This is a genomic window from Burkholderia pseudomultivorans (assembly GCF_001718415.1).
GTDB lineage: Bacteria > Pseudomonadota > Gammaproteobacteria > Burkholderiales > Burkholderiaceae > Burkholderia > Burkholderia pseudomultivorans_A.
The window spans coordinates 2,787,250-2,808,795 of sequence record NZ_CP013377.1 but is presented as its reverse complement, the minus strand read 5'-3'; the positions used below and the strand labels follow the sequence as shown (position 1 = coordinate 2,808,795).

17 protein-coding genes are annotated in these 21,546 nt (G+C 65.5%); 3 read left to right on the top strand and 14 right to left on the bottom strand.

Going from position 1 to position 21,546, the window contains the following annotated elements; genetic code table 11:
• Window positions 1-489: 489 nt before the first annotated feature.
• The 14 genes from WS57_RS12105 to WS57_RS12040 form a co-directional block, all read right to left on the bottom strand.
• Window positions 490-1,227: a fucose-binding lectin II gene (locus tag WS57_RS12105; RefSeq protein ID WP_059516229.1), complete on the bottom strand. Its 738-nt coding sequence runs from the start codon at window positions 1,225-1,227 to the stop codon at window positions 490-492.
• Window positions 1,228-1,500: 273 nt separating this feature from the next.
• The gene (locus tag WS57_RS12100; RefSeq protein ID WP_069244265.1) at window positions 1,501-1,890 is read right to left on the bottom strand and encodes a fucose-binding lectin II; all 390 of its coding nucleotides are present in this window, start codon (window positions 1,888-1,890) and stop codon (window positions 1,501-1,503) included.
• A 498-nt stretch (window positions 1,891-2,388) separates the two neighbouring features.
• Entirely contained in the window at window positions 2,389-3,846 is a 1,458-nt protein-coding gene (locus tag WS57_RS12095) for a hypothetical protein (RefSeq protein ID WP_208610294.1), read from the bottom strand.
• Window positions 3,847-3,905: 59 nt separating this feature from the next.
• A complete protein-coding gene (locus tag WS57_RS12090) occupies window positions 3,906-5,240 on the bottom strand; it encodes a glycoside hydrolase family 71 protein (protein ID WP_069244264.1) in 1,335 nt (444 codons plus the stop codon).
• Window positions 5,241-5,252: 12 nt separating this feature from the next.
• Window positions 5,253-6,542, bottom strand: a complete 1,290-nt coding sequence (locus tag WS57_RS12085; protein WP_069244263.1) for a hypothetical protein — start codon at window positions 6,540-6,542, stop codon at window positions 5,253-5,255.
• Window positions 6,530-7,708: a glycosyltransferase family 4 protein gene (locus WS57_RS12080; RefSeq protein WP_236871892.1), complete on the bottom strand. Its 1,179-nt coding sequence runs from the start codon at window positions 7,706-7,708 to the stop codon at window positions 6,530-6,532. The genes WS57_RS12085 and WS57_RS12080 overlap by 13 nt, the downstream gene beginning before the upstream one ends.
• Entirely contained in the window at window positions 7,668-8,762 is a 1,095-nt protein-coding gene (locus tag WS57_RS12075; protein ID WP_069244262.1) for a polysaccharide pyruvyl transferase family protein, read from the bottom strand. Before WS57_RS12075 ends, WS57_RS12080 begins: the two co-directional genes overlap by 41 nt.
• A complete protein-coding gene (locus WS57_RS12070; RefSeq protein WP_236871891.1) occupies window positions 8,749-9,801 on the bottom strand; it encodes a glycosyltransferase family 4 protein in 1,053 nt (350 codons plus the stop codon). Before WS57_RS12070 ends, WS57_RS12075 begins: the two co-directional genes overlap by 14 nt.
• Window positions 9,802-9,806: 5 nt before the next feature.
• A complete protein-coding gene (locus tag WS57_RS12065; RefSeq protein WP_236871890.1) occupies window positions 9,807-12,077 on the bottom strand; it encodes a polysaccharide biosynthesis tyrosine autokinase in 2,271 nt (756 codons plus the stop codon).
• 25 nt (window positions 12,078-12,102) lie between these two features.
• Window positions 12,103-12,540 carry a low molecular weight protein-tyrosine-phosphatase gene (locus tag WS57_RS12060; protein WP_009692853.1) on the bottom strand — a complete coding sequence of 146 codons (438 nt, stop codon included), beginning with the start codon at window positions 12,538-12,540 and terminating at the stop codon, window positions 12,103-12,105.
• Window positions 12,541-12,556: 16 nt separating this feature from the next.
• Window positions 12,557-13,603, bottom strand: coding sequence for a polysaccharide biosynthesis/export family protein (locus WS57_RS12055; protein ID WP_069244379.1), 1,047 nt, complete (start codon window positions 13,601-13,603; stop codon window positions 12,557-12,559).
• Window positions 13,604-13,774: 171 nt separating this feature from the next.
• Entirely contained in the window at window positions 13,775-15,166 is a 1,392-nt protein-coding gene (locus tag WS57_RS12050) for an undecaprenyl-phosphate glucose phosphotransferase (protein WP_009692855.1), read from the bottom strand.
• A 696-nt stretch (window positions 15,167-15,862) separates the two neighbouring features.
• Complete coding sequence (locus tag WS57_RS12045) at window positions 15,863-16,714, bottom strand: hypothetical protein (RefSeq protein WP_059516217.1); 852 nt, start codon at window positions 16,712-16,714, stop codon at window positions 15,863-15,865.
• Between the two features lie 15 nt (window positions 16,715-16,729).
• Window positions 16,730-18,325, bottom strand: a complete 1,596-nt coding sequence (locus tag WS57_RS12040; RefSeq protein ID WP_069244260.1) for a hypothetical protein — start codon at window positions 18,323-18,325, stop codon at window positions 16,730-16,732.
• 486 nt (window positions 18,326-18,811) lie between these two features.
• On the opposite strand from WS57_RS12040, the gene WS57_RS12035 reads away from it, so the two are divergent.
• The 3 genes from WS57_RS12035 (at window position 18,812) to WS57_RS12025 (ending at window position 21,266) form a co-directional block, all read left to right on the top strand.
• A complete protein-coding gene (locus WS57_RS12035) occupies window positions 18,812-19,129 on the top strand; it encodes a hypothetical protein (RefSeq protein ID WP_059516214.1) in 318 nt (105 codons plus the stop codon).
• 2 nt (window positions 19,130-19,131) lie between these two features.
• Window positions 19,132-19,935 (top strand): glycosyltransferase family 25 protein, encoded by an 804-nt coding sequence (locus WS57_RS12030; RefSeq protein ID WP_230945576.1) that lies wholly within the window; start codon window positions 19,132-19,134, stop codon window positions 19,933-19,935.
• 488 nt (window positions 19,936-20,423) lie between these two features.
• Complete coding sequence (locus WS57_RS12025; protein ID WP_059516210.1) at window positions 20,424-21,266, top strand: peptidylprolyl isomerase; 843 nt, start codon at window positions 20,424-20,426, stop codon at window positions 21,264-21,266.
• The last annotated feature ends 280 nt before the right edge of the window (window positions 21,267-21,546 follow it).

The following is a 21,546-nucleotide window of genomic DNA, read 5'->3' as shown; positions in this document are numbered from 1 at the left end:
GTACCAAACGGGGTTTCTGGAAAATAGGATTGGTCCTATTGGTCTGTTCAGAGCCCGGAGTGCATCCCGATCGCGTTCGGTACGGTAACGAAATCCGCAAAATTCAACCGGTTTCCGGTCCGTCCCACTACGAGGCCGCAGCGCTGAGTCTTTCCGCGCCGCAGCGAAACTATCCCCATTGTTTTCCGATCCGAAATTAATCGGCGTCTGATTGCGGATATTTCTCAATCGGCGATTTGCAGCAATAACCTCACCAATATTGCGAGCGGAAAAATGAAAAGAAATGCGTGGAATCTGGGTTGGGGTGCGATGGCGATCCTGACCGGCGCGGTTCGACGGACGGCAATGCGTTCACGGGTTCCGTGGAAGCTGGCTCCGGTGCTTCTCGAGCGGGTTTGCGGCGCCCCCTCGACCGGCATTGGGGACGACAACGGCAATCGCCGGACGAAACGGCGTCCGGCGACTGCCCTCGCGGCGACCGCGACGCCGTCAGCCGAGCGGCCAGTTCAGGATTGCGATGCCGTCGTTATAGTCGCCATCCGTACCATCCTCCGACCCGACCAGCCCGAAGTACGTCTTCTTGAAGATGTCGACCTGACGCGAGCCGATCTTCGACGGCTTGCCGTTCGCCGTCACGACCACGCGCACCTTCCCCTTGCCGGAGTTCACGATCTGCGTGTTCAGGTTCGCATCCTGCGTGCCGGCGCCCTGGAACGTCGCGGCCGGCTTCGGGTTGTCGTCGACGAAGACCTCGATCGTCTGCTGCGCGGCCGAATTGACGAGCGCCGTTACGCCGAATGCGATGTTCGGCGGCAGGTTGAAGACGCCGTCGCGTTCGCCGCCGCCGGTGGTCGTGGTCGTCGGTGTGGGTGTGGGCTCCGGCGTCGCTTTCGCAAAGTAATTGACCACCGCGCCGACGCCGAACTTTGCCGCGGCGCCGGGCAGCACGCCGGGCGCGCCGGCCCACGTGACCGTGCAGGCGACGACCTGTCCTGCCGCATCGGTTTTCACCTTGTTCTGCCAGCTGCCGACATCGAAGCTGTACGGGATGGTCGCGATGTCGACGAAGACATCGTACTGCGGCAGTTTTTCGACGAGCTGCGCGGTCATGAACTGGCGCATCCGGTCGAGTACCGCCTGGTCGCCGTTCGACTGCACGGCGGTAGCGTCGTTGCCGGCGAGTTGCAGCAGCGCATACAGATCGTCATGGGTAAACGGTTGTGACATGTCGTCCTCGTCATGATGGAATCTCTCGCGTCGTGCGGCCGGCGAGCGGGTCTCGCCGCCGTCGCGCGCGGAGCACAGCGTGGGACTGCAAGCGGGCATGCCGGGAATCCCGCGAATTCGCAACGTGTGGTTGGCCCCGTCGCCGTTGCGATATCGGTCGTGGCGCGGGACGTGCCGCACCCGGTCTGCCGTCGATGGATGGCAGCGTCGGATGACGAAGCCGCCGACCCGCGATACCGGCAGCGGGGCGGCGGCCGTCGATGAATCGTTCGATCAGCCGATCGGCCACTGAAGCACGACGATGCCGTCGTTGTAGTCGCTGTCGTGGCCGTCTTCCGACACGACGATTCCGAAGTTCACCGTAAACGGCGAACCGTCCGATTTCTTGCCGTTGATCGGCGCGAGTCGCGCGTCGGTGGCCGACGGCTTGCCGTTCACCGTGATCTCGAAGCGGATCTTGCCGTTGCCGGAATTCAGCGTGGCTTCGCGCGGGCCGTCGCGCGTCGTCAGCTTGTGATAGGCGGCGGGTTCGCTGCTGTCGCCGATAAACAGCTTGATGTGCTGCTGCTCGGCGGCATTCGCGAAGAAAATCGCGCGGAAATCGGTATTCGGCGGAATAGAGAATTCACCGGCACGATTCGATGACGTTTGAAAGTCGGCCATGCTTTCCTCCTGAAGGACGTTGGTTAAGGCGTCTCCCCGCGTTGCGCAAACGTTTGCCGTTTGAAACGCGGTTTGGAAAGCATGTCAAAAAATAAATGAAAAAATATTCGCCTGAGAATGGTTATTGTTCAATAAATCGAAAACCGATGGGTGTTGATTTATTGAAATGACGTTAATTGGAGATATTGCAGTATTTTTAGAAAACTATATCGACGTGCGTTTCGATTTTCTGAATGATGCGCGACCGCCGCGCACGGGCGGCGGTGCACGCGGAAGAAGGGCGAATGCCGTCGGTGGACACGGGACGCAATCGCGCTTCGGCGCGGACGCTCGGTGTTCGCATATGGCAGCGTTAGCGTTTCAACACTTGTCAATCTCTGTCGTGGCCGCGCCCACCGACCACCACCGAGCGTCCGCGCCGAAGCGCGATCGCACCAAGGCAGGGTGCGGCGAACGGTGGGGATAGGTTCCCGCACTCACTCCGACATGAATAGGGCTTCACCGTCGCCGCACCCATGAAGCATATCGGGCGTGCAGGGTGTCGCCTATCGGACTGGGCTGATTTTGCTTGCAGGGCGCTGACGGGGCCCGCGATGATTGCGGCCAGCGCAGCACGAACGCCATCGGTACGCCGAACAGGAGGATCCAGCGCACGGTGTAGTACACGAGCACGTTCGAGTCGAACAGGAAGAACAGGAATGGCAGCGGCCACATCACGGCTCGCAGCGGCAGCCATTTGCGGGAACGCGCGCCCACGTTGTTCTGCAAGACGAGCAGCAGCGCGGGAATCGCGAACGCCATGACGAACCCCGCGATGCCGAAGTTCACCAGGAACTCCCCCGGCATGCCGAACAGCAGCGTTGTCTTGTCGAGCGAGGTACGCTCGAGATCGCGAACGATTTCGGATTTTTCGAGCGCGAACGTATCGGGCCGATCGCTCCACAGCGCACTCGGCACGATGGACGCGAATGCGCCGGCGAAGCTGCGCCCTATCGGATACTCGTAACCCGGTTGCGTGACGGTATCGATAGCGAGAGTCTGCACGTCGAAGCGCGACAGGTCGCGGAACAGGAACGCACTGACCGGCCCCATGCTCAGCTCAAGATCGCGCTGCTCGGCGAACCGCTGCGACAGGTTCGCGATGTCGTCGTAGCCGAGGCCGAACTTCAGCGGCATCAGCAGAAGGCCGACGAGCGCCACGCCGATGCCCGCGGTCCTGATCGTACGCGGGCCGATCGGCGCGACGAAAGCGTGATGGACGAACAGCGCGAATACCAGCACGAAAACGATACCCTGGCGACTCCCGGCGATGCCCGACGAGAGCCAGCCCAGCACGCCGAGCTGAATGAAGGCCACGGCGGTGAGCCACGTGCTGCGGCGCCGGCGCATCGTCAGGCAGACGAAGACCCATAGTGGCGACGTGTTGGCCAGCGCCTGGACGACCCCGAGCCCGCGAAACGGATCGTTATCGGTACCGGACAGTTCGACACGCGCGCCGTACAACTCGGCAATTCGTGCATAGCCACCCAGCTTGACGTAGATGAACGCGAGCGCACCGAGTGACAGCAGCGCGAACAGATATGCGAGGCCGCCGGCGCGCACGCCCGGCTCGAATCGCCATTCGAACGCTCGGAGGCGGCTGGCGTGTGCGTCGAGCGTCAGCTTGACGACCAGCACGCCGAGGAGGCTCAAACCGTACCACAGCGCGACGGGCAAGCTGTCCTGCGGCAGCAGGCGAAGATAAATCTCGTCGCCGGCCAGCAGTTGCCAGAACGGAAAAACGCCCAGAATGAAGAACAGGAAGACCCGGAACCAGCGCACGGTCGGGTTGCTCGGCCGTATGCCGGCAATCGCCAGCAGTAGCGTGCCGTTCAGCAACAGCAGCACGCCGTGCATGCGCTCGGTCAGCAGGAGCGTCGCGACGATCGCGGCCAGCGCGCCGATGATGAAAGTCATTCCAGCCGCCCGCCAGGGGCCGTCCTGTCGGCGCGCGCCGACGGGTGATCGTCGGGCATTCATCGCGATGGCGCTCCGGAGGCCCAGCCGCTGTAGTAACCGTACCGGCTGCTGAAGTCGCGTTCCGTGATGGCGAGTTCGCCGATACGATCGAGGACGATCCGCCCGTTGCGAACGATCGTGAACCTGGGCTGCCCGGGTAAGCTCGGAACGTCGACGAACGAAATGCCGGCTGGCAGCAGCCGGTGATCTGCTCGCCCGTCCTGCCGGACGGCCAACTGGGCGGGATGCGCCAGCAACACGCATACGAAAATGCGATCGAGCAGCGTCCCCTGCGGCATGCGCGGCGGCGCACAGGCCGATGCGGCCGGAAAGAGGCGATAGAAATAGAACAGTTCGTCGTACACGACCGGCGGCGGGCTGCCCGTCTTGAACCACCGGATGTAATGGTGCGACGCGCGTAGATAGCCCTCGTGGCTCAGGATCGGTCCGAAGCGCGCATGATAGACGGCGGCTTGCCGGGCTCCGCCGGTTGGCGCGACGTACGTCGACTCGGCCCAGTCGTTCCAGGTCACGATCTGCACCCAGGTCGCGCGCGACTCGATCGCGGCGCGCCATTCTTCAGCCATGCCGGCAAACCCGTCCGTCTCGAACGCGCGATAGTTCGTGCCTTGCGGCAATCCTCGGTAGTATGGCGTCACCGGGGCCATGAAGGCCTTGCCGGCGTCGCGCAGGGCCGTGGCGAGCGCACGCGTGGAGCGGGCCAGAAGCGATGGCGCGCCCGCCGCGCCGAAGTAGAAGTAGCCGTCCGCCGGGCCGATGCGCTCGACGATGTCGGCTGCCGCGTTCGCGTCGATTTCCCGTTCGCCGGTATGCGGGAACAGGTGTGGCACGAAATAGACGCCGAGGCGCTGCGCTCGTTCAAGCAGCGATTGCGCGCGGGCGCCTTCGAGCCCGCCCAGCGCGTATGCCGACAACATGGGACGTCCGTTTACCATCATCTGCGCGCGGCGCCCGCGGACAGTCCGGACGATGTCCTCGAGTTCGTCCTGCGCGTTGCCGTCGGCGGACACGAACAGCGCGAATGCGCCGTCGAACCGGTCGGCCGCATCGTACATCGCCTCGACCCGCCGCTTGTAGTACGGCTCGACTGCGCTCCACCCGCCGCAATTCAGCGCAAAGCCGTCGATGCCGGCCGCCATTGCGTCGCGTATCTCGCCTGCATACTGATCCGGGCCCGCCGTTTTTCCGTCTCTTGGCCACGCGACCATGTAATGGGCAAAGACCTTGCGCGTGCGCGGCGCATCATCGGCCCCGGCGGTGCGCGCGTGAAGCAGTTCGCCGGGGGCCAGTGCGGCAGCGCCCGCTGTCGCGATGAAGGATCGTCGTTTCATCAAGGCGCCTGTTCAATATTTGCCTGTCCGGCCCGTTGCCTGGCGCGATGCGGGATGCGACGCGCGGTTCGTCAGTCGGACATACGACGCCGTCAGGATGACGAGCGCCGCCGCGCCGACGCCGCAAATTGCGCCATAGGCCTCGAACTTCCAGCCGAGCGTCGCGACCAGTGCCAGTGTGAGGGTCGCCTCGAACGACGCCATCTTCACGAAGGTCCGACGGCTGTGCGCATACAGCCACAGCGAGAGGATTCGGCAGAGAAACACCAGGCACGCACCCAGCAGCACGGCGAACGCGAACACGAACTGATGAGCCCTGCTCCCGAGCGATTCAGCCGGAAACAGCCGGATTTCCAGCAACGCGTACGACGCGATGGTCAACGCGACCAAGACCGCCAGCAGGGGCGCTGCCACTTTGCGACCGAACCCGACACCGCTGATCAACTGCAACACGCGCGCGCCGTTTTCGCCGACCGCCAGCGAGAACGACTGACCGAAGTTGAAGGCCAGATTATTGAAACCCTTGGCGACGCGATACAGTGCTGCGCCGGCTGGCCCGGCCACGGCTGAAACGATCAATACGTCCAGATGCTTGGCGCCGGACAGCACGGCGTTGGCGTACCAGCTGCTCAGCATTTCGCGATGCGCCTGCACAATGAAGTCGCGATACCAGCCGAGCCCCCCGCGGGCGTCTGTCAGGTGGCGGGCCGGTTCACGACCGGCCGTGTCGCGGTCACTTAGCCACAGGTAGGCGACCAGCAGCATTGCGCCATACGCTGCTTCGACCAGCAGCAGCAGATCGGGGAAATGGCTGCGCAAGCCCGCGAATTTGGCGAGCAATGCGATCACACCCAGACGCGAAAACGCGGAGATCGTCGAGATTGCCAATACCACGCCGTTGCGCGCCGTCATCCTGAAGAAACCGAGCGCGAAGTGCGACAACCCATAGCACACGGAGGCGATCACGAGCGTCGGGGCCGCGTTCGGCAGCGCGATCGATCCGGTTCGGCCCAGCAGCGCGCAAGCCGTGCAGAACAGCACGGTCGAACCGATCGCGCTGATGCAGTCCAGCCGCAGCAGGCTCGGAAACCGCGCACGGATGCGATCGATCGTATAGATGCGCGCCGAGCCGAAGTTGAACACGTCGATCGCGACGTAGAACAATGCCAGCAGCGCATACGAACGCCCGACCAGAACGGGGTCGAAGAGATGCAGCGCCAGCGCCGCCACAGCGAAGTTCACCAGTGCCGGCAATCCGGCACTGGCGACGACATGGATCAGGTCGGTGTTCAGGCGGCGCATTGCTCGACCAGGTAACGACAGTACGCGTCGTACTTTTCCTGCAGCGCCGAATAGGCGAAACCGGCGACTTTCGCCCGTTGGCGCGCGCGCATGGCGACGAGCCGCGCCGGGTCGCGCCAGATCGCCTCGATCGCGGTTTCTATTGCTTCGACCGAGCCGGCACGGATCATGTCGCTGACCGGCAGCACTTCCGGGATTCCGCCCACACGCGCACCGAGCACCGGCGTGCCGACGGCCATCGCTTCAAGCATCGCGCGCGGCATGCCTTCCTGAAGCGACGGCAGCACGAACAGATCGTGTTCCGCGACGGCCGCGCAGGCAGCCTCCGACGCCACTTGCCCGCGGAACGTCACCACGTCGGCGATATCCAGTGCATGCGTCAGTGCCTCGAGTTCGACGCGCAACACGCCGTCGCCGACGAGCGTGAGGACGACGGCCACGTGTTTGCGCTTCAGGCGCGCCACGGCCTCGAGCAGCGCCACGTGCCCCTTGCTCCGGTTATGCATCATCGAGACGTTGATCAGCCGCAGCGGCCCGGTCCGAGCGAACGCATCGAGATTGCGCGCGGCGAACAGCCCGTCCGGCAGGAAGGCGTCGCTGAAGCCGAACGAGACGGTGTGCGTGCGCGGCGGATATTTTGCCTGCAGGTAGCCGTCAGTCACGTATCGCACGCTTTGTGCGCGTCGTGCGGCGAGCGCGGTCGAACGGCAATGCAGCCATTTCGCGACGCGGCGGAGCGGATGATTAGACGCCCCCTTGCTGAAGTAGTCCTCCGGATCGGCCACGATTTCGGCCGAGAACGGCTTGCGCGTGATCCAGCACAGCAGCAGGGCAAGTGTCGCGACGTTGCCCGGAAAGCGGATCATCAGCGTTTGCGCACTGCGGATCGCATGGACCAGGCGTGCGATCGTGCGCGGCAAGGCCGGCAGCCAATGGCGAGCGCCGCGAATTGCACCGAGATCGACGAACGACGTATTCGGTCCGGTTACGAGCGAACCGATCGGCCGGGCCTTCGGAAACGCGCGCGCGACGATCCGCACCGAATCGAAATGTGGCGCGAAGCGGCCGGCGAATTTCTCGTGACCCATGTGCGGACTGTAGATTTCGCGGCCGACCCGCGAAAAATTACCGTCCATCACGAAGGTGATTGAATTGCTCGATTTCATGTCGGATCCTTTCCACCATCTCGTTGTAGCGACCCGCATCTCCCGCGCGCAGTGCCCGCCAGTAACTGCTGTCGTCCTGCGCGATCTCGCGCGCGAGCGCGGCGACCCGTTCCGCATCGAAGTCGCTGGCATGCACCACGTAGCGCGACAGGCCGAGATCGTCGTAAGCGGCCTGCCCTTTGCGTTCGTACGCGATATGAATGCTCGGCACGCCGGCCAGCACGCTTTCGAGGCTGCCGTGCAGCCGGACGGAAACGACCACCGGACGCTCGCGCGCAACGAGCGTGGCCAGGTCGTCGACCCGCCCGACGCCGAACGTATCCTGATAGAACGTGTCGTCGCCGTTGCCGCGACCACTGCTTTGCAGCGCGAATCCCGCTTCCGGCAACAGCTTGCCGAGGCGGCGCAGGTTGACGACATAGTCGTCGCGATACGACTTGCCCTTCAGGTCTCGGAACACGAAGCGAATCGGCCGGGGTTGCCGCGCGCATCGCTGGGTATCCGGCTCGCCGTGCGGTGCCCGGCCGATCTCGAGTACGACGAGATCGCCGGTGCGAATGCCGTGCGGATGCGCGAGTTCGGCGACGCTCTGGTTGTCGCGCAGGAACACGACGTCGACGCAACGCCGAACCAGCGCCGCCAGCAAGGTGCCGGGCAGCGACTTCAGCGGACCGATGCTCTGCGGCAGATAGATCGAGCGCTTCGAGCGCCGCAGCGCCACGCATGCCAGTTGGCTGCCATGAGCGAAGAGCGATTTCCAGCCCTCCACGCCGCTGGACGCGCGCAGGTAACCACCGCCCACGCCGAAGAACAACTCGGGCCGCGCGCGGCCAAAACGGCGGACCGACTCGAGGCAGAACCGGGCCAGCGACCAGAGGCGCACCTTCGCATCGTCGAGATAGCCGTGGAACGACGCCGGATCGAGGCAGACGACGGTGACGACGCCGTCGATGCCGGCCGCGCGGATCGCCTTCAGACTCAGCTTGACCAGCAGGCCGTCGCCGCTGTTTCGCGAGCTGTACGCGTGCAGGAGATAGACGTCAGGCTTGTTCATAGATCCGCATCAGCGATTTCAGGAAATGCTCCTTCCTGAAGGTGTGGTCGAACACGTGCCGGGCGTTGTCGCCCATGCGCCGGCAGGTGTCGGCCGTCAGGCGGTTCAGGTTGTCGGCCAGGCATTGGCCGGTGAGTTCGGTGAGGATGATTCCGTTGTAGCCATGGATCACCTGCTCGGGCAGCGAGCTTTCTCCGGACACGACCACCACCTTGCCCGCACGCATCGCCTCGATCGGCACCAGCGCCAGCCCTTCCCAGCGGGACGGCACGATCACGACGTCCATGGCCTGCATCGCAGCCTTCGTCGTCGCGGCATCGACCCACCCGTGGTAAACGATCCGCTCGTCGCTGGTGCGGCCCGTCTCGACGCCACCGCGCACGGCTGTCCCGTACACGTTGACTTCGATGTCCGGCTTCAGCGTCGGCACGGCATCGAGCACGATGTCGAAACCCTTCTGGTAATCGAGGCGTCCGAAGTAGCCGACGCGGATCGTCGCGCTGCGGCGGGGACCATCGACGGCGGTCCTGGCGTCGTCTCCGGCGATGCCGGTATAGACGAGATCCACCTTGGACATCGGCATCCGGTACTTGCGGGCGGCCCGCAGCTCGTCGAGCGACATGCAGACGATCCGGTCGCACCGCCGGGCCAGCACGCGTTCCGTCAGCGCATACCCGAACCGCGTCGCGATGCCGACGTCTCGCTTCAGGAACGCCCACGCATGGGGCGTGTACAGGACCTTCGCGCGACGATGCCGGAGCAGGCGCACATACAGGCCGGGGAATGTGCTGTGACAATGGACCACGTCGGGGGCAGCGGCCTGCAGCAATGCCCGGATTTCGCGCGCAACACGGATGATGCGAGCCGGATGCCGGCTCGACCGGTAGCCGATCAGCGTCAGTCCTTCCATGCCGGCCGTGCCGACCATTTTGTCCGGATCGCAAATCAGCAGGACTTCGTTACCGAGGGCGATCTGCTCGCGAGCCAGCGCGCCAACGTAGGTGGCGATGCCGCCCACCCATGTTTCGACGACGTGCACGATTCTCACGATGCCTCCCGCTGCGCGCATGCCCGGTGGCCGGCGGCAGGACGCGTGCCGTCGCTCGGTTCGACCGGGCCGTATGGCGCATAGCGATATGCACCGTATCGGGAGCGGTAACCGAATGCACGCGTATCGACGCCGTTGAAAAGCACGCCGAGCAGACCCGACGAGATCCGGTTCAACTGTTTCGCCGACTCGGCGATTTCGCCGATTGTCGTCTGTCGGGCGCGCGTGACGAGGAACGTCGTCGCGCAGTGCGGTGCCAGAATGGTGGCGTCCGATACGGCGAGCACCGGCGGCGTATCGATGATCACGACGTCGTAGGCGGCGCTCATCTCGTCGAGTGAGCGAAGCGTCGATTCACCGAGCAGCAACTCGGACGCGCGCGGCGACGGGGTGCCCGCCGGCAGGAAGTCCAGCGCGTCCGTTACGCGGCGCGTCGCGCCGCGCAGCTGGACATGCCCGGCCAGTACGTCCGACAACCCGGGCGAGCTTGGTACGTCGAAGGATTCGTTCAGATGGCCGCGCCGCATGTCGGCGTCCACCAGCAGCACGCGGTGGCCGGCGGCGGCCATCACGGCGGCCAGGTTGGCCGACACGAACGATTTGCCGATGCCCGGGCTCGGCCCGGTCAGCAGCACGCGGTTGTTGTCGGCATCCAGCAGCGCGAGGCCGAGCGCCGTGCGCAGGCTTTTCAGACTCTCGATGGCCGGGTCGTGTGGATTCTCGTCCGCGAGCAACTGCGGGATGCTCCGGTGCCGCTTGGCCGATACCTCGGCCGCGCGCTGTGCCGACGAGTCGGGTATCGTGCCGTAGACCGTCAGGCCGGTGCGGCGCTCGATGTCGCCTGCATCCTTCACTCCGCCGAACAACGCTTCGCGCGCAATCGCTGCCATGAGGCCCAGCATTGCGCCCAGGATGGCGGACAGCGCGAGGATCAGCGCCTTGCGCGGTTCGACCGGTTCCTCCGGAACAGGCGCGTTATCCACTTCGCGCACGTTGCCGACTTTTCCCGCCGACACCAGCTTGAGTTGCTGGATGTTGTTCAACACACCGACGTACATCGCGTTGCCGACCTCGACATCGCGTCGCAACCGCAGTTCGTCCTGTTCGATATCGGGAAACGCGCGCAGGCGGGCTGACAATGCGTCGATTTTCTGTTTCGCGCCGTCGATCTGCCGATCGAGCGCCTGCATGTCGGGATGGCCGGGCGCGAACCGCGTGGACGCGTCCGCGCGCTTTTGCTGCAGCGCGAGCAGCGTCGCCTGCGTGGCGATGCTGTCCTGCAGATAGGCTTGCGCCTCGATGCCGAGATCGAACGTGCCCCGCTTGCGCCGCATCGCGTTGTATTTCGCTTCGGCCCGTTCCAGGTTCTGCTTCAATTGCGGTGCGACGCTCTCGAGGAATGCGAGCGACTTCTCGGCCTCCGCCGATTTACGCTTGACGTTCTGGGCAACGTATGCGCTGCCGATCGTGTTGAGGATGTTCGCGACCGTGTCCGGATCTTCACCCTTCAGCGACACGTTGATGACGTTGCTCTGCTTGCGGATTTCCGACACGTTCAGCTGCCTCTGCAGCTTTTGCAGCGTCTTGAGTTCGGAGCGACGCTTCACCCGGAACACCACGCCCGGATTACCCTGAAGCGCACTCACGCGAATGCGGAAGGTGCCGCCGGCCTGTGTCGATTCGACGAGCTGCCCGAGCGCGCCTTCGATCGGCCGGTCGAGATCGCCGTTGTCCAGTCGGAAGCGGCCGCCGGAAAGTGCCGTCAGTTCGAACGTTTCGTCTTCGAACGCCTTCGGGACGTCGAACGTGCCGATGTCGATCGATTCGTTGGCCCAGCCGTAGCCGCCAAGCCCGAGCAGGCCGGGGCGTGACAGGCCGGGCGTACGCGCGGCGATTGCAGTGCCGACCAGCGGGAAGCGCTTCGGCGTGGCTTCGATATACAGGCGCAGGTTCTTGACGGCATGGTCGACAACCATTCGCGACTTCAGGATTTCGATTTCGGCGGCGGCCTGGATCTTCGCGTCGAAGAGTGACGACACGCTACCGAGCAGCGTATCGGCGGAGCCCGTGTTGTCTTCGACCTGAATCAGCAGATTCGACTCGTAGGCCGGCCGCGCCAGCAGCACATACGCGGTGCCGACGGTGAAGACGATCGCCGCGACGCCGGCCACCAGCCAGCGGTTGGTCAGCACCAGGTCGACATAGCGTACGAGTTCCGGTTCGTCGCCGAGGTCTGTTTCGGGTAACGGGCCGGAAGCCCGGTTCATGAAAATTCTGTTCATCGTTCAACACTCACTTCAGTGCCGCGATCTTCGGCACCCACGCGTTTACGCCGCGTTCGATCTGACAGAAGGCCTGCCGGAATGCATCGATCGGCTTCATGTACGGATCCGGCACGTCCATGCCGCCTTGCCCGTCGAGCTGGAATACACGCCCCAACGCGAACGGATAGCGCTCGACGATCGCTCGCTTGTGGCGCGCCTCCATCGTCAGGACGACGTCCGCGCCCAGAACCAGTGCCGCAGTGAGCTGTTGTGCGCGGTGCGCGGAGAGGTCGATTCCCGACTCTGCCGACACAGCGACGGCGAAGTCGTCGGCCGACTCCCCGACGAGCGCCGACGTGCCGGCCGAGGCGATTTCAACGTCTGGCAGTCGCGAGCGCAGCAGCCCCTCGCCGATTGGGCTGCGGCAGATGTTTCCGGTGCAGACGACGAGGATGTTTCGAATCATTGGCGATGGCCCCCGGTCATTTCGTGACGATCGCGCCGGTCAATCCGGCATTGATCGCCGGCAGCAACAGATTCAGCACGCGGCTGGCGCGCACGAGGCTGTTGCTGTCCACGTAGACGATGTCCTTGGGTTGCAGGTCGAACTGATTGGCCAGCACCATCGCGACGGGCGAGCGCGCATCGAGGTGGAACACGCGCGGCGCACCGCTCGATGCGCCGCGGATCACGTAAAGCTGTGCGGCGTCCGCGCTTGCGCTGTTGAAGCTGCCGGCCTGCGACAGCGCATCGCTCAGCGTCAGGCGGCCAGTGCGCAGCGGCAGCGCGGTGATCGGTCGGCTGACTTCGCCCATTACGTACACGCCGTTTTCTTCGCGCGGCACCACGCGCAGCAGATCGCCGTCGCGCAGCACGACGCTGGACGGACTCACGCCGTGCGCGAGCATGCCGGGCAGGTCCAGCGCGTAAGACACGCCGCCGCGCACCAGCTCGATGCGGCTCTGGTCGGCCGCTGCGGTGAAGCCGCCCGCGCGGCTGACGGCTTCGTACAGCGTCAGCGGCACGTCGTTGACCGGCACGGTGCCGGGTGTGCGGACTTCGCCGTCGACGTGAATCTGCTTCGCGCGGAACGATGCGACACGTACCGTGACCTTCGGTCTCACGAAGTAGCGCGAAAGCGCGACCGAGATGGCCTGACGTGCACCGTCGATCGTCAGGCCCGCAACCGGCACGTTGCCTGCATAGGGCACCTGCAGGTTGCCGGCTTCGTCGATCACGAAGCCCTGCGGCGGATCGGACGGGCGTGCGTTGGCCTGCTGCTGTGGGCCTTGTGCGAGCGCGAGCTCCGGGTGATCCCAGACGGTAAGCTGCAGCACGTCGCCCGCACCGAGCGTGTAGGCGGTGGCGCGACCGGCGACGGCGGCGGCGTGGCTTGCGGCCGCGCCGCGCGCATCGGCCTTCAACTGACGGATCAGCGTGGCGTCGATTTCGGTGATCGGCACCGGCAGCGACTCGGCAGGCGCGTGTGCGTCGCCGGCCGATACCGGCAGGCTGGCCGCGGCAGGCATCTTCATACCCGGCGCGAGCGCGCATCCCGCGAGCGCCGTGCAGCACAGCGCTGCGGCGAGTGCGCGCGCGGCGCGGTGCACCGGTGGCAGGACGTCGGCGGTCGCGGGGAAGCGACGTTCGCCGATCGGTCGGAAAAGAGGGCGCTTCACGATATGCCTCATTCGGTAGGCTCAGTACGCGTTCGGGTGAGCGAATGCTTTCAACACCGTCGCCCCAATGATTCGCAGATCGAGCGCGAACGACCAGTTGCGCAGGTAGTAGAGGTCGTATTCGACGCGCGACTGCATGCTTTCGAGCTGTTCGGTCTCACCGCGCAAGCCGTTGACCTGTGCCCAGCCGGTGATGCCGGGCTTGATCCGGTAACGGTGGATGTAGCCGTCGACGAGCGTGCGGTAATGCGCGTCGTGTTCCACCGCGTGCGGGCGCGGGCCGACCACCGACATGTCGCCGAACAGCACGTTGACGAACTGCGGCAGCTCATCGAGGCTCGTGCGGCGCAGGAACGCGCCGATCCTCGTCACGCGCGGGTCGTTGCGCGTGGCCTGCGCGACCGTGCCCGGCTGCTCGACGTGCATGCGCATCGTGCGGAACTTGTAGATGTCGAACGTCTGGCCGTCCACGCCGCGCCGCCGTTGCGTGAACAGCACGGGGCCCGGCGACGTCAGCTTGATCGCCACGGCGAGCGCGAGCAGCAGCGGCATCAGCACGACCAGGACGACGGCCGCGAACACGCGGTCGAAGATCGCCTTCGCGGCCCGTGCGCGGCGCGACAGCGGCGGCGCGGCCAGCGAGATCGCCGGTTCGCCGAGAATGTCCTCGACGTGGCTGCCGAACAGCGCATGCTTGCTGACGTCGGGCATCAGCCGCAGTTCGACGAAGTCGTGGCGGAATTCGTCGATCACGCGCGTGATCGCGGCGTCGTCGTCGGGCGGTAGCGCGATCCAGATCTCGTCGACGCCTTCGGCGCGCGCGGATGCCGCGAACGAGACAAGGTCGGAGGCGACGAAAGCGCCGTCGCCGAGCGCGACAGCCCGGCCGGTCGTGCGATAGGCGCCGACGAACCGGTAGCGCGCCGCGCCGGCCGTGTCGATCGATTCCGCGAGGCGCTCCACCCATGCGCCGCCGCCGACGATCGCGACGCGCGCAGGCGAGTCCGGCACGTGCAGGCTGCGGCCGTGGACGATGCCCAGCCCGATCCGGAATACGGCGAGCGCGAGCGCCACACCGATCGTCCAGCCGACGAACCAGGCGAGCAGCGTCGCCGTGACGGCCGTCAGCGCGACCATCTTCAGGAATACGAAACCTTGCACGACAAACCAAAGCGCGAGTGTGCGCAGCGCGTAGCGGAGCGCCGGACGTGTGCAGCCTTCGAGACCGATGCCGGCAAGGCGCAGCAGGAAGGCGGCGAGCAGCGCACTGACGCCGATCAGCAGCCATTCGATGCGCAGCGATGCAAGATTCCACAGCGAATCCCGATGCGTGATCTCCGCGACGACGACGATAAGAACGGTGTCGACCGCACATACAGCGTATGCATTACCCGTTGCGCGCTTGCGCTTCATATCTTGGTTCACTCGGCTTGCGCCAGCGGTATTCCGGTCTTGGCAGCACGAAGCAACTGCATGCGTGTCGTCGGGAATCGGGCCTGGCATGATGACTATGACTGGAAGTGATAGTTGGCAAGGACGCTGAGTTTATGAAGAGCCGCGTCGAAGAGCCATGGGACGAAAGTGGGTCATATGTCTGAATGGCATAGGACAAGAACTAATTTGGTTGCAGATGTCCCGATACCGCGCAGATCGAGCGCATCGCGACGTTTTGCGCCGGGTGCTGCACGAGGCATCGGGGCAGTAAGGCGAGTCTATGAACGATGACGGTGCGCGACCATCGGACGCACTTGCGAAAGGCGAAGCAATATGCTCAGACCGGTCCTAGGTGAATTCGGACCACGGATCGATCGCGTCAAGAATGGTTAAACACGAGGAAAGCCGGGAAAATCGGCAGGCTGCGCGAACGCGCGACCGTGGAGAGAAACGGCGTGGGGCCGCTTCGAAGTGAATCAGGAGATTGACGGCGTCGGCCGGCTGCCGCGGAGCGTAAAAGACGCAATGGCTGCGAGACAGGGCGCCGAAACGAAGAGGTTTTCGTCGCCCCGATGGGCCGGATCGGGGCGTCGGCCACGCGCAATACGATCGTGAACAACGGCCGGACGGCAGGACCTCAAACAGGTCCGATCCGGTGCACGCGCGGCTGCGCCGCTACGTCGCGACGGCTTCCCGGGTCAGCAACGCAGCCAGCACATCGGCCTGCGGAATCCGCACGATCGTGTCGAGCGCGGCGGCTTCGAGCCGACGGCGCCGTGCGGTGTCGCGAACCAGTGAGACGCACGCGTCGGCCAGTGCCTCGTACGACGCGGGGTGGAAGCCGCCCGCATAGTCCGGCTCGACCGCCGTGGTCGGCGACACTTCGCCCACCACGGCCTTGCCGTTCGTCATCAGATAGAACACGCGCACGATCTCGAAGATGTGCGATGCGTAGTGGTGCAGGTTCAGCGCGACCTTCGCGCGCGCGATCAACGCATCGCGGGCCGCACCGTAGACGCCGTAGACGGCGCGCACGTTCAGCCCGCGCGCCGTCAACTCGTCGAGTACGGCCTGGCGCCGGGGGCCGATCGAACCGTAGAACAGCACGTCGATGTCCTGCTCGACGTCCGCCGGAATGCGGCGCAGCGCCGGATGGAAGCCGAGCTTCAGAAACCGGGCATCACGGATGCCGAGGCTGCGCAGCTTCGCGAGATTGCGCGCGCTGTAGTCCCAGGTTTCGAAGCGCGCCGTCCAGAAATAGATCCGCTCGTTCCAGTCGCGTTCGTCCACGTGGAGCTGCTCCGTGTTGACGACGATCGTGTCGGCTGGCACGTGCGCGATCGAATCCGGATCGGCGTGATGGCAGCCGATCATGATGTTCCGCGCGTCGGGCATCAGGTTGTTGTCGTTCACGTGCACGATGTGGCCGAGGTCGTGCAATCCGCACGCGATGACTTCCGCGAGTTCGTCGAATGCGGCCGTATGCGGGTTCGCCGGCGGGCGAACGATGCAGAGGTTGTATCGCATGATGGCGCTCCGGCGTCAGGCAGCCCGCACGCGGAGATCGGCCGCCGCTTCGTCGAGCACCGGCCGCCAGTCGCCGAACGTCCGCTGACGGTACAGCGACGCGCTCGGGTAGAACAGGCTGTCGCGCCGCTCGTGCTGCCAGACCCAGTGCGGGTTCGCGTCGAGCAGCACCCATGTGGGCCGGCCAAGCGCGCCGCTCAGGTGCGCGACCGACGTGCAGACGGTGATCACGAGATCGAGCGCGCCGACGAACGCGGCGGTGTCGTCCAGCGTTCGCCATTCGCGCGTCAGGTCGGTCACCTCGAAGCCGGCGGCGCGCGCCGCTTCGACGTCGTGTTGCGCACCGGGCTGCAGCGAGTAGAACGCGACGTCCTGCTGCAGGCCGCCGAACGCGTCGGCGTAGCGCTGCAGCCCGACGCGACGGAACGGGTTGCGCTGGTGGGTGAGGCTGCCCGTCCATGCGAGGCCGACTTTCAGCCGCTGCTCGCCGGCGAGTGCGCGTCGCCACGCGTCCGTCGCGCTCGCATCGGCATGGAGATACGGCGTGGGTGTCGCGAGCGCGTCGCCGTCGAGGCCGAGCATCCACGGAATGCTCATCAGCGGCAATTCGAAATCGCACGCGGGCAGATCCTCGATCCGGGCGCTGGCGTCATAGACGTCGACGTGTCGGCCGAGACTGCGTTCGAGCAGCGCGCCCATCTGCGGAAACGCGTTCCACACGATGCGGCCGCCTTCGCGGCGCACGCGTTCGGCCAGCAACGGCACGTAGCGGCAAAACTGCAGCAGGTCGCCGATACCCTGTTCGCCCCAGACGAGCAGCGTCTTGCCGGCAAGCGATTCGCCGCGCCAGCGCGGCGCCGGAAAGACCGGCAGGTTGCCACGCAGTTCGCCCGAACCGTCCCAGCGCGCTTCGTAGTTTGCCCAGCCCTCGGCGAAGTCGCCGCGCGCAAGCTGGATCAGCGACAGGTTGTGGCGATACTTCGGATCGTGCGGTGCGAGCTCGGCCGCACGTTGCGCGTACTGCGCGGCTTCGTCCCAGCGCTGGGCCTCCTTCAGCGCCGTTGCCGCATTGTTGACGGCCAGCGGATCGTGCGGCGCGAGCGCGACTGCACGCGTTGCCGCGCGCAACGCGCCGTCGAGATCGAAGCGGCCGACGCGCGTGATGACCGCGTTGGTCCAGGCCCGGGCGTCGTTCGGGTCGTCGTCGAGCGCGCCTTCGAGCAGTGCGTGCTCGGTCTCGGCGTCGCCGCCGGTCAGGCGGATCGCCAGTGCGAGGTTGTTCTTCAGGGACGGCCAGCTGGGGGCGAGCTCGAGTGCACGGCGGTACGGTGCGATGGCGTCTGCGTGACGGCCGGCCATCTGCATCGCGTAGCCGCAATTGAATGCCGCGGCTGCCGAAGCGGGGCGCAGCGCCCAGTGCATCGCCGCGAGTTCTGCGGCACGGGCCGCGTCGCCCCGCTCGACCAGCGTTTGCGTGGCGGCCGCGATGGCATCGTCGTCGGCATCGGGAGCCGGCGTGTGGTCGGCTGGTTCGATCGCCGCGTCGTGGAGGCGTTCGAGCATTGGCGGTGTGTCGTCGCGAAGCATCGTGTCGTGGTGCGTGGTCTGCATGTCGGGTCGCTCCGGAATGGCGGCTGCACGGTGAATCGGCAGCCGGCGTGTGATCGGTGGTCGAAAGGGCGGTCGGGCGCAAGCGCGGTGGCGATGTGCTCGATCGTCGGCGCCGCGAACCATCGCTGCGGAGTCGTCAGCCGCGCGAGCGGGCTCGGCGTCGTGTCGGACTCCACTGTATGGCCCCGGCTTCGATAACTGAATCGGACCAGTCCGAATCGCATTCGCGTGCCCGATGCGTCATGAGCGGCAATGCGTTCGCCGTACCGGCGCACCTCGCGTCACCACCCCGAATGCGCATGACGCGCCGCCCGCGTGCGGGGCAGCCGGCCGTCCCGGCGTTCATTCCTGTAGGCCCAGTCCTATTTGTGCCGGATTTGTTGCGCTTGTCAGACCCGTCCGATAGCGATTCGGGCCGTCGATCTCTTTAATACGAGGCATTCCGGCCGACCTCGTTCGGCCTTCATTCATCGAAAGAGGCCGACCATGAGCAGCGATGCAGACTATGTGGTGAAAGGCGCCGTGCTAGGCATGATCGCGAGCGCGGCGACCGTGGGGTTGGTGCACGTGACGGTCGAATTCGGCTCGCGCTGGTCGTCGAGCGGCGCGATCGTCACGCTGACGACCGCGCTGCTGATGGCATGCGTGCTGCTCGTCCCGCCGGTGCTCGCCGCATGGCGCAACCGGAAGGACGTGGTCGATCCGTTTTTCGAACCGAAGGCATTGAAGCCGATTCTGCAGGGGCGCACGATCGGCATCGTGCTCGGCATCCTGTTCGGCATTTCGGTCGTGACGGGGTGGTGACGATGCCTGCCCTCGATCGACCCTCGTGCGCGATGCCGGCGCCGTTGTCCGCAACGCTGCCTGCCCGTCCCGCGCCGGCCGTCAGCCGCACGCTTCGCGTGATCTCGCTGAACGATGCGCGCGGCCGCCGCGGTGCCTTCGCCGCGCAGAATCCCGATCTCGATTTCGCATTCGTCGACGCAGTCGACGGAAGCGCGTTGACGGACGCGGATATCGCCGACAGCGGCCTGTTCGCGCCCGGCCTGCCGTACACGCGCGGCGCACTCGGTATCGCGATGACGACGCATCGGCTGTGGACCGAGATTGCTGCCGGCGACGAACTGGTCACGATCGCGGAGGACGACGCGATCTTTCGCCCGGATTTCGACGTGACCGCCACGCAGTTCCTGCGCGCCCACGCCGAGCACTACGATTTCGTCGCGTGGGGCTACAACTTCGACTCGATCCTGCGCGGCACGATCTTCAACGACCGCACGCCGGTGACGATGCGTTTCGACGAAGCCGCGCTGGCGCAGGCGGTCGACGATTTCCGCACCGATCGCGGCCCCGTGCTCGTGATGAACCTGCTCGAGTTCTACGGGATCTGCGCTTACACGATCTCGCCGGCCGGCGCGCGCTTCCTGCTCGATCGTTGCTTTCCGTTGCAACCCGAAGCGCTGTTTTCTCACGGGCTCGGCCGTACGCTGCCGAACTACGGGATCGATGTCGCGATGAACAAGTTCTATGCCGCGATGCGCAGCGCAGCCGCGTTTCCGCCGCTGGCCGTGACGATGAATGCGCGCGACACGTCGACGATTCAACGGTGATGGCGTGCAGAATCGGACCAGGCTGATTGTCCGGGCGCGTATGCGCGTCGACAATGCAGGAGTCGGGCGTCCGCATGGTGTGAGCCCGATACCTCGTACCCGGAGCTTCGCTTCGTTGGACGCGCTGCCCGCTTGCCGGGCAGCGCATTTTTCTTCCCCGCGCGGCCGGACGGACACAGGTGAATGCCTTGCGGCGACCGGTGGGCTCGGTCGCGTCTGCACCCTCTCGGTCGCAGGTTGGGAGAACGCTGCCACATGCGAGCGCAGGGCATTCATCTCTGTCCTGCCATCCGTCGACCGTCGTGGCGTTACGGGCGGCGACGCCGCCGCAGGCGCGACCGGTTCGATCGAATCAGGTTCGGCTGATGCGCGATTGCTCGCGCGCAGCCCGTTCGGCGCCGACGCTCGGTTGCCCGCGGCGAAGCTGCCGCATCCCCTCCTGGCCGCCATCGCGTGCGGCATCTCCCTCCCTCGATGAAGGAATCGTCATGAACAAGCATCAAATTTCCATTGTTTCCACGCTGATCGCACTCGCGTGCGCCTGCGGGGCCCCGATCGCGCGCGCCGCAGGCACGAAAACCGAAACACCGCTGCCGCCGGGCGTCGAAGCGGTCGTCAACGACACGCCGATCGCGCGCAGCGACGTCGACGGCATGATCGAAGCGTCGGGGCAGGCCGTCACGCCGGCGCTGCGCGAACAGGCCAAACGCGAGCTGATCGCCCGGCAGTTGCTCGAGCAGGCGGCGGAAAAGGCCAACTACGGCAGCCGCGCCGAAGTGAATCGCGTCGTGATGCGCGCCCGCACCGTGGCCGCGACGGATCTCTACGTGCGCGACAACGTGCACCCGCAAGCGGTGACCGATGCGGAGGTGAAGGCGCGCTACGACCATATCGTGGCCAATGCCGCGCAGTTCGAATATCGCGCCGAGGTGATCGCCGTGGCCGATCCGGCCGAGATGAACACGGTGGTCGCGGCGCTGAAGCAGGGCGCGGCGTTCGACACGCTGGCGAAGCAGTACAACACGACGCCGAACGGCGGCGTCGCGCAGTGGGTCGAGCTGCGCACGCCGGTGGCGGAAGGGAACACGGGCGGCCTGCCTACGCCGATCGCGCAGGCGATCACGTCGCTGCAGCCGGGCGCCGTTGCGGGCCCGATCCGGATCGGCAATGCGTTGGCGATCGTGAAGCTCGACGAGAAGCGTCCGACGGTCGTGCCGGGCTTCGATGCCGCGAAGAAGGTGCTGCGCCAGCAACTCGAAGTGGAGGCACAGCAGCGCGCGATGAGCGCGCTGGTGGACAAGCTGGCCGCACAGGCGACGATTCAGCAGTAAGCGCGTGTATCAGGCGATTCGCCGGACAGGCCGCTGCCGTTTTCGACGGCAGCGGCCTTTTTTTGGAATGTGCGATGGGGGGAGGTAGATCGTTTAGCTAGCTGGCGAATTGCGCATACGTCGCTCTACAGTCGGAAGAGCGCGTGCAGGACGATTTGAGCAACGGACGCCGGATGTCCGGTTCATTCGATTGGACGCGAAGTATCCGATCGGCGCGCCGTCATGCATGCCAGGCGGTCATATGCCTGGAGCTTGTCGGCCAGAGGTGGTGGATGATTTG

Bases quoted from the DNA above. Each gene is read 5' to 3' on its own strand.
- WS57_RS12105 (WP_059516229.1), bottom strand. From the start codon at position 1,227: ATGTCACAACCGTTTACCCATGACGATCTGTATGCGCTGCTGCAACTC.
- WS57_RS12100 (WP_069244265.1), bottom strand. From the start codon at position 1,890: ATGGCCGACTTTCAAACGTCATCGAATCGTGCCGGTGAATTCTCTATT.
- WS57_RS12095 (WP_208610294.1), bottom strand. From the start codon at position 3,846: ATGACTTTCATCATCGGCGCGCTGGCCGCGATCGTCGCGACGCTCCTG.
- WS57_RS12090 (WP_069244264.1), bottom strand. From the start codon at position 5,240: ATGAAACGACGATCCTTCATCGCGACAGCGGGCGCTGCCGCACTGGCC.
- WS57_RS12085 (WP_069244263.1), bottom strand. From the start codon at position 6,542: ATGCGCCGCCTGAACACCGACCTGATCCATGTCGTCGCCAGTGCCGGA.
- WS57_RS12080 (WP_236871892.1), bottom strand. From the start codon at position 7,708: ATGAAATCGAGCAATTCAATCACCTTCGTGATGGACGGTAATTTTTCG.
- WS57_RS12075 (WP_069244262.1), bottom strand. From the start codon at position 8,762: ATGAACAAGCCTGACGTCTATCTCCTGCACGCGTACAGCTCGCGAAAC.
- WS57_RS12065 (WP_236871890.1), bottom strand. From the start codon at position 12,077: ATGAACCGGGCTTCCGGCCCGTTACCCGAAACAGACCTCGGCGACGAA.
- WS57_RS12060 (WP_009692853.1), bottom strand. From the start codon at position 12,540: ATGATTCGAAACATCCTCGTCGTCTGCACCGGAAACATCTGCCGCAGC.
- WS57_RS12055 (WP_069244379.1), bottom strand. From the start codon at position 13,603: ATGCCTGCCGCGGCCAGCCTGCCGGTATCGGCCGGCGACGCACACGCG.
- WS57_RS12050 (WP_009692855.1), bottom strand. From the start codon at position 15,166: ATGAAGCGCAAGCGCGCAACGGGTAATGCATACGCTGTATGTGCGGTC.
- WS57_RS12045 (WP_059516217.1), bottom strand. From the start codon at position 16,714: ATGCGATACAACCTCTGCATCGTTCGCCCGCCGGCGAACCCGCATACG.
- WS57_RS12040 (WP_069244260.1), bottom strand. From the start codon at position 18,325: ATGCAGACCACGCACCACGACACGATGCTTCGCGACGACACACCGCCA.
- WS57_RS12035 (WP_059516214.1), top strand. From the start codon at position 18,812: ATGAGCAGCGATGCAGACTATGTGGTGAAAGGCGCCGTGCTAGGCATG.
- WS57_RS12030 (WP_230945576.1), top strand. From the start codon at position 19,132: ATGCCTGCCCTCGATCGACCCTCGTGCGCGATGCCGGCGCCGTTGTCC.
- WS57_RS12025 (WP_059516210.1), top strand. From the start codon at position 20,424: ATGAACAAGCATCAAATTTCCATTGTTTCCACGCTGATCGCACTCGCG.